The 12,546-nt window shown below is 74.3% G+C and carries 6 protein-coding genes; all 6 read left to right on the top strand.

Features of this window, described 5'->3' with window-relative positions; all coding sequences use genetic code 11:
• On the top strand, positions 1 to 2,283 hold a 2,283-nt coding region (locus AWX74_RS31740; protein WP_114476442.1), incomplete at its 5' end, for an SDR family NAD(P)-dependent oxidoreductase.
• Positions 2,276 to 7,801, top strand: coding sequence for a type I polyketide synthase (locus AWX74_RS31735; protein WP_114476441.1), 5,526 nt, complete (start codon positions 2,276 to 2,278; stop codon positions 7,799 to 7,801). The genes AWX74_RS31740 and AWX74_RS31735, both read left to right, overlap by 8 nt.
• Positions 7,798 to 8,142 (top strand): phosphopantetheine-binding protein, encoded by a 345-nt coding sequence (locus AWX74_RS31730; RefSeq protein WP_091284280.1) that lies wholly within the window; start codon positions 7,798 to 7,800, stop codon positions 8,140 to 8,142. Before AWX74_RS31735 ends, AWX74_RS31730 begins: the two co-directional genes overlap by 4 nt.
• A gap of 136 nt (positions 8,143 to 8,278) precedes the next feature.
• A complete protein-coding gene (locus AWX74_RS31725; protein ID WP_091284276.1) occupies positions 8,279 to 9,265 on the top strand; it encodes an alpha/beta fold hydrolase in 987 nt (328 codons plus the stop codon).
• 65 nt (positions 9,266 to 9,330) lie between these two features.
• Complete coding sequence (locus tag AWX74_RS31720; protein WP_091284274.1) at positions 9,331 to 10,521, top strand: glycosyltransferase; 1,191 nt, start codon at positions 9,331 to 9,333, stop codon at positions 10,519 to 10,521.
• Positions 10,522 to 10,656: 135 nt separating this feature from the next.
• Positions 10,657 to 12,516, top strand: a complete 1,860-nt coding sequence (locus AWX74_RS31715) for a class I SAM-dependent methyltransferase (protein WP_193209737.1) — start codon at positions 10,657 to 10,659, stop codon at positions 12,514 to 12,516.
• Positions 12,517 to 12,546 lie beyond the last annotated feature (30 nt).

The following is a 12,546-nucleotide window of genomic DNA, read 5'->3' as shown; positions in this document are numbered from 1 at the left end:
CTGCCGGGTGTGGGTGCTGGTGGTGCGGGTTCCGGTTTGTCCGAGGTGGATGAGTCGGTGGTGGAGGAGTTGGCGGCGGTGAAGACGGTTCGGGGCATCGCGTCCTGGATCGTCGAGCGCGGGGCCGCGGGTGGCTCCGAAGCCGGCGGCGCGGGCGCTGCCCCGGCGGGCGCTGCCCCGGCGGGCTCCGGCCCGGGGGACACCGGTCGACCGGGCACTGGCCGGGCGGGTGCTGTGCCCGTCTCGGCCGGCCGCGCCGGCGGTTCCGCGGAGTTCGGTGGGTCGCTGGGGCTGCCCGAGCAGGGCGGCGGCGACCGGCCTGGCGGCGGGATCGCGCGGCCGGCTCCCGTCTCCGTGGGTGCCGGCGCCGGGCGGGCGTCCACGGCCGCGCCGGCCTCGGCCGTTGCCCCCGTCTCCCGCAGCGGGCGCGCGGGCGTCGCGGTCCTGGACGGAACGCCCGTGACCTCGGCCTCGGTGCCGGTGCCGTCATCGGCGGAGCTTGCCGGCCGCACGGCTCAGGCGTCGCTGGCCCCGGAGAGCTGGGGTGTGCTGTCCGCTCCGCGGGGCGCCACGGATCCGACGTTCGCCGCCCGCGTCACCGCACCGGCCGTGCCAGTGGCACCGGCCACACCGACCGCACCGGCCACGCTGACCGCGCCAACGGCACGGGCCGTGGGCGAGGCCCTCCCCGTGACGCGGATCCCGTTGCGGCGATTCGTGATCGACCATGTCACGCTGCCGGCTGTCCCCTCCTGGGACGCGCTCGTGGCGGCGGGCCGGGCCTCGTCGCTGGCCGGCACGCGGTTCGTCGTCGTCGAGGGTGACCTCGGCATCGGGCTGGCGTTGTCCTCCCTGCTGGAGCAGGCCGGAGCCCAGGTCCGCATCGTCTCGGCGGACAACGTGGAGGCGGTGGCGCAGCTTGAGGCCGAGCCCGGTGCGGACGGCCTGTTCTGGGTCGCGTCGGCGGGCTCGCCGGCCAGCGTGGGCAGTGGCCTTCCGGAGGCGTTCGGAGCCTTGCGGGCGGCCGCGCTTGCCGGGCCGCGGCGCCTGTTCGTGGTGACGGGCCTCGGCGGGGATCTCGGCCGTGGCGGCGATGACGCCGAGCTGGCGCCGGGTGTCGGCCTGGCCGGCCTGGTCCGGACGCTCGCGCATGAGCTGCCGGACACCGAGGTCAGGCTGGTCGATGTCCATCCGAAGGAGGCTCCGCGCCGGATCGCGGAGCGGTTGCTGGCCGAGATGTTCGACCCGGCGGCGCCGGTTGTCGTCGGCTATCGGGAGAACATCCGGATCACGCCGGAGCTGCGAGCGGTGGAGCTGGCGCCCGACGGCCGTGGCACGGCGGGTCCGGCGGGGCTGGACGCCTCCGGAGTGGTGCTGCTCACCGGCGGCGCGCGCGGCATCACCGCCCGCACCGCCGTGGCGCTGGCGCGGGCCACCGGCTGCGCGGTCGAACTGGTGGGTCGCACGCCGCTCCCGGACGGACCCGAGGACCCGGCGACGGTGGCCGCCCTGGACGCCCCGGCGTTGCGCCGGGCGTTGATCGAGACCGGTGTGCGCAGGCCGGCGGAGATCGAGAAGCGGATCGGACGCATCCTGGCGGAGCGGGAGATCCGCGCGACGCTGGCAGCGCTGGGCGAGGCCGCCTCGTCCGTGCGCTATCACGCGGTGGATGTGCGCGACGGCGCGGCAGTCGCGGCGGTCGTCGCCGACGTGTACGCCCGCCACGGCCGCCTCGACGGCGTGGTGCACGGGGCCGGCGTCCTGGAGGATCGACTGCTGAGGAGCAAGACGCCGGAGTCCTTCGACCGGGTGTTCCGCACGAAGGTCGACGGCGCGGGCGCGCTGCTGGACGCCCTGCGGCCGGATGTGGGCTTCGTGGTGCTCTTCGGCAGCGTCGCCGGGGTGTTCGGTAACCGCGGGCAGGTCGACTACGCCGCTGCCAACGACGCCCTCGACGTGCTCGCCCACCGGGCCTCGGCGCGTCTGACCGGCCGCGTCGTCAGCGTCGACTGGGGCCCGTGGGGAGTCGAGGCCGGCGCCGCGGCCGGCCGCGGCATGGTCTCCGAGGAGCTGGCGCGGGAGTACGCCCGCCGCGGCATCGGCCTGATCGATCCTGACGAGGGGGTCGCCGCGCTGCTCAGGGAGCTGCGCGAGCCGGTCCCGGGCGCGCCCGTCCAGGTCGTGCAGATGTGCGGCGACGCCGCGTCCTTCACCTCCCGGCCGTCGTCCGCCGGCTCGTCGTCCGCGGGGTCGTCGTCCGCGGGGTCGTCGTCCCATGCCTGAGCGTTCGACGCCCGGCCGCCCGCTGCCCGATCGCGGGGGCGGCGGGCACGAGATCGCCGTGGTCGGGATGTCCGCGCTGTTCCCCGGCGCGGGCGACCTGGGCACGTACTGGAGCAACATCGTCGGCGGGGTCGACGCGATCCGCGACGTCCCGCCCGGCCGCTGGGACCTCGACGAGTACTACGCGGCGGAACCCGACCGCGGTGGTCCCGGTGATCGCGGTGACCGGCGTCCCGACGGCGGCGGTTTCTACTGCCGCCGTGGCGGGTTCGTGGATGACTTCGCCACGTTCGACCCGGCGCGCTTCGGCATCGTCCCGGTCTCGGTGGACTGGGCGGAGCCCGACCAGCTGCTCGCCCTGCGGCTCGCCGCCGAGGCCATGGACGACGCCGGCGGTGTCGAGGCACTCGGGGACACCGGTCGCGTCGGCGTCGTGGTCGGCCGCGGCGGGTATGTCGGGCCCGGGGTCGCCCGTCTGGAGCAGCGGGTCCGGACGTCCCACCAGCTCGCGACGACGCTGCGCGAGGTGCTGCCGGACGTCCCGGACTCCGCCGTGGACGAGGTGGTCGACGCGTTCCTGGCCCGGCTCGGCCCGCAGCGGCCCGAGGCGTCCATCGGGCTGGTGCCCAACCTGGCGGCGTCGCGCATCGCGAACCGCCTCGACCTGCACGGCCCGGCGTACACGGTCGACGCGGCCTGCGCCTCCTCCCTGATCGCGGTCGACACCGCGATGCGGGAGCTGACGAGCGGCCGGGCCGGCGCGATGATCGTCGGCGGTGTGCACCTCGTGCACGAGGTCTCCTTCTGGAGCCTGTTCACCCTGCTGCGCGCGCTCTCGCCGACGCAGCGGATCCGTCCGTTCGACCGCCGGGCCGACGGCGTTCTGATGGGCGAGGGCGTCGGCATGATCGTCCTCAAGCGGCTCGCCGATGCCCGGGCGAACGGAGACCGGGTCTACGCGGTGCTGCGCGGCGCCGGCTCGTCCAGCGACGGACGCACCGCGAGCCTGATGGCTCCCGCGTCCTCCGGGCAGATCCTGGCGATCGAACGGGCCTGGGCGGACGCCGGCCTCGACCCGGCGCGGCCCGGTGCGGTGGGCCTGATCGAGGCACACGGCACCGCGACCCCGGCCGGGGACGGCGCGGAGCTCGCGACGCTGACGAAGGTCTTCGGCGACGACGCGGCCGGTGCCGGTCCGGTCGGCCTCGGCTCGGTGAAGTCGATGATCGGTCATGCCATGCCCGCGGCCGGTATGGCCGGGCTGATCAAGGCCGTGCTCGCGCTGCATCACCGCACCCTGCCGCCGACCCTGCACTGTGAGGAGCCCCATCCGCTGTTCGAGGGCAGCCGGTTCGCACCGGTGCCCACGGCGGTCCCGTGGGAGCCGGTGGGCGCGGCGCCGCGCCGCGCCGGTGTGAACGCCTTCGGCTTCGGAGGTGTGAACGCCCACGTCGTCCTCGAGGAGTGCCTGGACGAGCACGTGGGCGCGGTCGACCCCATCGGCGGCGGCGGCGGTCGCGTCGGCGCCGCAGCCGGCGCTGGGGCCCGTGCGGCTGCCGGCGCGGGTGTCGGCGCGGCCTGGACGGGCGCGGCTCTGGTCGCCGACCCGGCGGCCGAGCCGGTGCTGCTGCTCGCGGGCTCGTCGGCGGCGGAGATCGTCGAACAGCTCTCCGTGGCCGACGCCGAGCTGCTCGGCCGGGACGACGCGGCCCAGGCCCCGACCGGCGGGCCGGTCCGGCTGGCGCTGGTGGCGCCGACGCCGCGGCGCCTCGCCCTCGCTCGCACCGTGGCGGCCCGTGGAACCGCGTGGCGGGGCCGCAACGACCTCTGGTTCACCCCCGCGCCACTGCTCGCCGAGGCGGGGACAGCCGCAACCACAGCCGCAACCGCAGCTCCGGCCACAGCCGCGCCCGGAGCCCCGGCGGCGACCGCGGCGCCGGCGCCGCGGCTGGCGTTTCTCTTCTGTGGGCTGGAGGACAAGTTCACCCCGCGGATCGACGACGTCTGCGATCACTTCGGGCTGCCGCGCCCGGCGCTCGGCGACACCACGGATCTCGGGCTTCACGGCGTCGCCAGCGTGCAGGTCGGCCGGGTCCTCGACCAGGCGCTACGTACCCTCGACGTGCTCCCCGACCTGGTCGGTGGGCACAGCGTGGGCGAGTGGAACGCCATGATCTCCGCCGGCCTGATCCCCGAGGACTACGCCGACGACTTCATCGGTGCCTTCGACCCGGCGTCGGTGGAGGTGCCCGGGGTCGTGTTCGGCGCACTGGGCTGCGGCGCGGACGTCGCCGCCGAGGTGATCGCGGACCTGCCCGACATCGTCGTCTCCCACGACAACTGCCCGCACCAGTCGATCATCTGCGGGCGGGTCGAAAGTGTGGACACCGCGCTGGCCCGGCTGCGTGCGCGGGGCGTGCTGGGGCAGACGCTGCCCTTCCGCTCCGGCTTCCACTCGCCGTTCCTGCGTCCGCACCTTGCCCGGCTCCGCGACGGGCTGTTCGCCACCCCCCTGCGCACCCCGAATGTGCCGGTATGGTCGGCTACTACTGTGGCTCCGTATCCACCCGAACACGCAGACATCCGGGAGCTCGCTGTCCGGCACCTGCTTGAGCCGGTGCGGTTCAGAGAGCTGACGCGGAGCCTGCACGGCGCGGGCGTCCGCGTGTTCGTCCAGGTCGGGATGGGCAGCGTCGCCGGTTTCGTCGACGACACCCTGAGCGGCCCGGGCGACGAGCATGCGTCGCTGGTGACGAACACGACCAAGCGGTCCGGTCTGGACCAGCTCCGGCGGGTCGCCGTGGCGCTGTGGGCGGAAGGCGCCGCGCCGCGCCTGGACCTGCTGCCCTGCCGGGCCAGGCCGGCGAGGGGCGACCTGCCCGCGGCCTCAGCCCCCGCCCGCACACCCGGACCCGCAGCCGCGTCTGCGTCCCCGGCTGCGGTTGCGGGTGACAGGGCGGGCAGTGGTCCGCGTCAGCCGGTGAGGGCGGTGTCCGCGTCGCGGCCCGCCCGCGAGGTGCGCCTGAAGCTCGGAACCCCGCTGGTCCGGCTTGGGCCGGACGCACCGGACCTGTCGGCAGCGGTGGTCGCGTCGCGGGTTCGGCCGGCCGCCGCGGCGAGCCGCGTCCAGCCTGCGGGCGCGGCGGGTCCTGCGAGCACGGCGCCCGCCGCCGGCCCCCGCCCGGTGACCACCGGGGCTCCCGCCACTGACGGGCACCCGGTGTTGGCTGAACTGGGCGCCGCGATCGCGGATGCCTCCGCAGCGCTGTCCACCGTCACGGACCGCTGGGCGGGCCGTCAGCGACCGACCTCGGTCACCCCGGCACCCCCGACCGGGCTGCCCACCCCGGCGGCCCTGCCCACCCCGGCGGCCCTGCCCACCCCGGCGGCCCTGCCCACCCCGGCGGCCCCGGCCGCGTCGGCGGGTCCGGTGGCCGCGTCGGCTCCGGTGGCGGTCGGACCCGACGGTCGTCACACCGTGCGGCGCGAGCTCTCGCTGGCGACGATGCCCGAGGTGATCGACCACTGCTTCTACCGGCAGCCGCCGGGCTGGCCCGATCCGTCCGACCTGTTCCCGGTCGTGCCGCTGACGGGCGTGCTCGAGATGATCATCGCGGAGGCCGCCGCGCTGCGTCCGGGCCGGGTCGTGGTCGAGGTGAAGGACGTCCGCGCCACCCGTTGGCTCGCGATCGAACCGCCGGTGCAGGTGACCATCACCTGCACCCCGCTCACGCTGGACGAGATCAGGGTCGACGTGGTCGGCTACACCCGGGCGACCGTGGTCTTCGCCGCGAACCACCCGGCACCGCCCGCGACGACCGACGTCTCCACCGGGTTCGCCCCGTGCGCGGGGGCGGCGGGCGAGGTCGTGATCCCCGGCGAGGCCTCCTCGCCGCATTCCGGCCGAGCCATCTACGACGATCGGCTGCTGTTCCACGGCCCCGGCTACCAGGGCATCGAGTCCGTCGACGGGCTGGCGCCGACCGGCCTGCGGGGCCGGCTGCGGGTGACGCACGCCAGCGGCGCGCTGCTCGACAACGCCGGCCAGTTCTTCGGCTACTGGGGAATGCAGTACCTCCCGTCGGACTGGCTGCTCTTCCCCGCGTCGGTGGCGTCGATCCGCTTCTTCGGCCCGCAGCCGGGCACCGGGGCGGAGCTGTCCTACCTGGGGCGGATCCGGGAGGTCACCGACCGCTCCGCGACCGCGGACATGGAGCTGCGCCACACCGACGGCCGCCTGTGGGCGCACGTGCGCGGCTGGACCGACCGGCGTTTCACCGAGGACGACGTCCTGTGGTCGATGGCGATGGCGCCGGAGGCGAACACGCAGGGCCAGTCCACCGCGGACGGCTGGCTGGTCGTGACGGAGCACTGGCGGGATCCGGCCTCCCGGGAGCTGTCGCTGCGCCACTACCTCGACGCGGCCGAGCGCGAGCAGCTGGCGCGGCACAACCCGCTCGCGGCCCGCTCCTGGCTGCTGGGACGTATCGCGGTCAAGGACGCGGTGCGCCGGCACTGGTGGGAGCGTGGGGCCGGCGAGGTCTGGCCGATCGAGGTCGGCGTGTCGAACCAGGCGTCGGGCCAGCCGGTGGTGGCCGCGGTACCGGCCCGGCCCGGGCTGCCCACATTGCACCGACCGGCGGTCAGCGCCGCGCACCGTCCGGAGATCGCGGTCGCGATCGTGGCGGACGGGGCTCCGGAACGCGGGTCGGGCGTGGACGTCGGCGTAGATGTAGGCGTAGGCCGGAACGCGACTGCCGGGGCAGGCCTGGGCATCGGGCTGGGCCGGGTGGAACGGCGGGACCGGGCCGCGGAGGCGGTCGTGCTCGCCGAGCCGGAGCTGCACCTGCTCGACGAGCTGGCCGGGGACGACCCGGACACCCGGGCGGTGTGGTTCGCCCGGTTCGCGGCGGCGAAGGAGGCGGCGGCGAAGGCGACGGCGGCGGACGCGGGCGCGGGCGCGGCGGTATCGGGCGCGGCGGAGTCGGACGTGGCGACGTCGGGCGCGGCGGTGAAGCCGGACGGGAGCGGACCGGCCGGGGATCCCCGGCGGTTCGTCGTCGGCCGACCGGTTCAGGGCGGCCGGCCGGTGGCCGACGGGGTGACGCATGGTCCCGGTGGGGTGGTGGTTCGTCCCGTCGGCGAGCCGGGTGAGCGGCCCGGACTTCCGGCGCCGCTGCGGATTCCGGTCCTCGCGGCCGCGCCGGCGCGGATCTCGGGCGGCCGGGGTGACACTGACGGGCCGCGCTGGGTCGCGCTGCGCACCATGGACACCACCGGGCGTCCGCGGACGGACCTCGAGCCTGCCGACCGGCTGGTTGCTCAGGCCGGGGGCTACCTGGGCAACTATGTCGTGGCGTGGACCTCGCCACAGCTCCAGCCGACCGGACAGATCCAACAGGCCGAACAGCTCGAACGGACCGGACAGGGCGAGCAGGCCGGGCAGGCGGCGAGGGCCGGAGCGGAGCGGTTCGCCGACCCGCGACCCCAACAACAGAAGGAGCAGAGACAGCGATGACCACCGACCAGCCGACCGCCGCCGCGAGCGCGGACCAGACGGCCAGCGCGGAACGTGTGCTCTCCGAGGTGGCGGCGATCCTGCGCGACGTGATCGGCGAGGAGTACATCGTCGACATGTCGATCGAGATGGACACCTCGTTCAACGAGGACCTGGAGCTCGAGAGCATCGAGTTCGTGACCTTCGCCGACCGGCTGAGGGAGACCTACGGGGAGCACGTCGACTTCGTCGGCTTCCTGTCGGAGATGGACGTCGACCAGGTGATCAACATGAAGGTCGGGGAGGTCGTCGACTTCATCGTCGACAGCGCCCACGACGCCGCACCGTCAGCGGCCCGGTAGCACTCGGCAGCCCGGTAGCACTCCGCGGCCCGGTAGCACTCCGCGGCCCGGCGGCACCGGGCCGAAATCTCATCTCGTGTGGGTCCTGAGCGGACCGCGTGGGCAACCTCTGTGAACGAAGCTAGGGAGAAGGCGCGTGGCTGAGATCGTCGCCAACGGCGTTCGTCTGCATGTGCAGCGGTTGGGACCGAAGAGCGGGGCCGGCGCGGACTCGCCGGTCGTCGTCATGGTGCACGGCATGGTAGTGGACAACATCTCCAGTTTCTACTTCGCGCTGGGCAACTGCCTGGCCGGCGCGGGGTGCGACGTGATCTGCTACGACCTGCGTGGCCACGGCCGCAGCGAACGGACGCCGACCGGCTACACCATGGCCGACTCGCTGGCGGACCTTTCGGCCCTGCTGGACGAGCTTGATGTGGATCGGCCGGTCCACATCGTCGGCAACAGCTACGGCGCGACGCTGACCCTCGCGTTCGGCCTGGCGAACCCCGACCGGGTCGCGAGCCTGACGCTCGTCGAACCGCCCTTCCTCATCGAGGGGCTCGGCGAGGAGATGGCCCGCTCGCTGACCCAGGTGCTCGCGGCGGTCACCGACGACGAGGTCGAGTACTGGCTCGCCAACACCGCCGGCCGCGCCCTCACCAGGATCGCGCGCTCCGCCCAGGCGTTGCTGAAGGAGACCTCGGTCGCCGAGGACATGCTGGCCACGCCGCCGTTCTCGCGGGAGGCGCTGGCCGCGTTGCCGATGCCCGTCCTGGCGGTCTACGGGGCGAACTCGGAGATCATCGACCAGGCCGAGGGGCTCGCCGAGCTGGTGCCCGACTGCACGCTGGTGGTGCTGGAGCAGACCACCCACATGGTGCTGCGGGAGGCCGCCGACTACATGCGGGACCTGCTGCGGTGGTGGCTGTTCCAGCGCGACGAGCCGATGCCGCGCCACCAGGTGCGGGGCGACGGCTTCAACACCCCGGCCTGGATCCGGGAGATGATCCCGCCGCCCGATCTCAACGGTGAGCACCGGACGGCCTCGCTGTCAGCCGCGGCAGCCGCACCGGCTGTGTCGGCCTCGTCGGCTGTGTCGGCCGCGACGGCCGCCGCCGCGGGCTTGCCGGCGGACGCCTGAGCGTCCGAGCGCCTGAGCCCTGAGCGGACGCCTGCGGTGGACGCCCGATCTGACCAGGAGCACTGATGGGCCGCATTCTCTTCGTGGTGCCGCCGCTGACCGGCCACGTGAACCCGGCGGTGGGCATCGCGGGCGAACTGGCCGCACGTGGCCAGCAGGTCGCGTTGGTCGGGCACACGAGTGTCGTCGGACCGCTCGTGCCGCCGGAGGTGTCGCTCATCGCGCTGCCCGGCGAGATCACCGCGGAGCAGCGCGGCGAGCTGGAGGCCCGCTCCCGTTCGCTGCGCGGGCCCGCGTCGCTGAAGTTCCTGTGGGAGGAGTTCATCCTGCCGCTGGGTGACTCGATGGCCCGCGACGTGACCACGATCATCGACCAGTGGCGTCCGGACGTCGTCGTCGTCGATCAGCAGGCCGTCGGTGCGGCGTTGGCCGTGCGCCGCAGCGAGGCCCGCTGGGTGACCCTCGCGACGACGTCGGCCGAGTCCGACGATCCGTATGCCGTGCTCGCGGGCATCGGGAACTGGGTGGCCCAGCGGCTGCACCAGTTCCAGGTCGCGAACGGCGTGCCCGAACCGGAGGCGACCCGCACCGATCTGCGTTTCTCCGAGGAACTGACCCTGGTCTGCTCGGTGCCCTCCCTGCTGCGTCCCGGGGGCCACCCGTCGCACCATGTGTTCGTCGGGTGCGCGGCCGGTGTCCGCCGGGAGTCCCCGGACTTCCCCTGGACCTGGCTCGACTCCGACCGCCGCACCGTGCTGGTCTCGCTGGGCACGGTCACCAGGGAAGCCGGCGGGCGGTTCCTGCGCGCGGCGGCCGAAGCACTGCTGGGGATGTCCGACCGGGTGCAGGGCGTCATCGTCGCGCCGGCGGGGTCGCTGGACGACCTGGCCGAGAAGGCACCCGACGACCTGCTGGTCCGGTCGTTCGTGCCGCAGGTGGACCTCATGCCCTCGCTGGACGCGGTTGTCTGCCACGCCGGCAACAACACGGTGTGCGAGGCGCTCTCGCACGGCGTGCCGCTGGTGGTGGCACCCGTCCGGGACGATCAGCCGATCATCGCCGAGCAGGTGGTGCGGGCCGGTGCGGGGCTGCGGGTGCGCTTCGGGCGCTCGACCCCGGCGACGCTGGCGACCGCGGTCGGCGCGGTGCTGGACGAGCCGTCCTACCGGGCCGCGGCCACCCGGCTGCGGGACGAGTTCACCGCCGCGGGCGGGGTCGTGACCGCCGCCCACCATATTGAGAAGCTACTGCCCTAGCGTGGCCGGAGCTCGTGTGACGGCTGGAGCTGGTGTCGGGGCTGGAACTGGTGCAACGGCTCAGACCGTTGCGGCGGTTGGGCGCGACGTTGTGGCGGTTGGGCGTGACGTTGCGGCGGGAGGATCGGTGGCGGCATGAGAACGGTGCTGCTCCTGGTGCCGGTTCTGGTGTGTGTCGGGCTCGTGGCGAACGGCGTCCGGCTGCGTGGCCGGCTGCGCCGGCTGGACACCGCGGTGGCGTCCGGCCGGCCGGTGGACCCGGCCCACGTGTTCCTCGTCGCCGAGGGTGTGCGCCTGTCCGAGGCCGCATGCCGGGCCGCGAGCAACCATGCCCGCCGTGAGCGGCTGCTGGCGCTCGACCTCATTCCCGGCGATCTGACGGTCGAGCGTGCGCTCGACGTGGCCCGCATGGTCGACACCCGCACCTACCGGGCCGACCGCACGGCCGCGGGCCGGGGCGCCTTCCAGGCGATCCTCGTCCACCGCGTTCTGCTGGACCGGATCGGGATCACGCCCCGGGAGGATTTCGACCCGGTCGAGCTGGTCGACATCACCGCTCAGCTCAAGCGGTACGCCCCGGACGCGACGGACCTCGTGGTCGTGCACGGCCTGCAGGCCGCGCGGGACGACGCCGCCATGCGGGTGCGGGTCCAGCAGCGTGCCTACGCGTGCACCCCGGCCAGCCTGTACATGCCGTTCGCGCCGCACATCGGGACGGCGATCGGATCCCAGGTCAGCCAGAACCTGGCGTATGTGGCGATGCTGCTGTTCTGGTTCCAGCCGTTCTTCGTGTGCGCGGGAAAGGTTCCGCTCGCCCCGCGGGACCTGATCCGCAGCCCGATCGTGCGCATCCTCGGCATCGTGCTGTTCGTCATCCACTCGGTGCGTGCCGGGCGTCGCGCCGCCGAGGCGAAGGCCGCGGGGCTGCCCGCGGACCCGGTGAAGGAGGACCGGCGCCGCCACCGGGAGGAGACGACGGCCTGGTACGTCGCCCGCGCCCGCCGCGTCGGGCGGCTGCGCGAGGCGACCAGCACCGAATGCCCGTGGTGCGGCTCCGGGCACCTGGCTGTCCGGTTGCGCTCGGTGGATCTCACCATGGGCAAGCCCGGCAGCTTCCGGCTCGACGCCTGCCGGCGCTGTGGCCACATCTTCCTGAACCCGGCGCTCACCCCGGACGGCCAGGACTACTACGAGCGGGACTGGCGGGACGGTTTCGCCATCGAGGCCGCCGAGCACTCCCGGATGCGCGAGGCGCCGGCGGACCGCGCCCGCGCCGAGCTGCTGCGACCCCATGTCACCCCGCGGGCCTGGCTGGACGTCGGCGCCGGCTTCGGCCACTTCTGCAACGTCGCGCGGCGGCACTGGCCGATGACCACTTTCGGGGCGCTCGACGTCACCGACGCGATCGACGAGGCGTGCGCGCGCGGCTGGGTGGAGGCCGCCTATCAGGGCGAGCTCGTGCAGGTGGCGGACAGCATCGCCGGGCGTTACGACGTGATCAGCATGTTCGGCTACCTGGAGCGCACCCGGTATCCGTCCGAGGAACTGGACGGCGCCGTCAAGGCCCTGCCGCCCGGCGGCCATCTGATGCTCGAGCTGCCGAACCCGTCCTGCCCGGCCGCCCGCTGGATGGGGCGCTACTGGGCCGGCTGGGACGTGCCGCGCCGGCAGCACTACATCCCGGTCGACAACCTGCTCGCGGCGCTCGAGGACCGCGGGATGCGCCCCATCGTGGTCCAGTTCGGCCCGGCACAGCGCCCCGGCGACGTCACCCGTGCCCTGCGGCTGCTCATCGCGAACCTCGCCCCGAAGCCCGAGCCGTGGGTGCACGCCAGCCGGGCCGGGATCGGCCGGCGGGTGCTGCGGGCGGTCCTGCTGCTGGCCGCGGTCGTCCCGTTCGGGCTGGCCTGGGGGCTGGACAGGCTGACCCGGCCCGCGCTGGCACGGGGGAGACGATCCAACACCTACCGGGTGCTCGCCCGCAAGGAAGGCTGACCTCGCCCGCCACTGTCGATGCTTCCCAGC

The sequence above is a fragment of the Parafrankia irregularis genome (genome assembly GCF_001536285.1).
Taxonomy (GTDB): Bacteria; Actinomycetota; Actinomycetes; order Frankiales; family Frankiaceae; genus Parafrankia; species Parafrankia irregularis.
The sequence above is the reverse complement of the archived record's forward strand: the minus strand, read 5'-3'. Positions and strand labels throughout refer to the sequence as shown.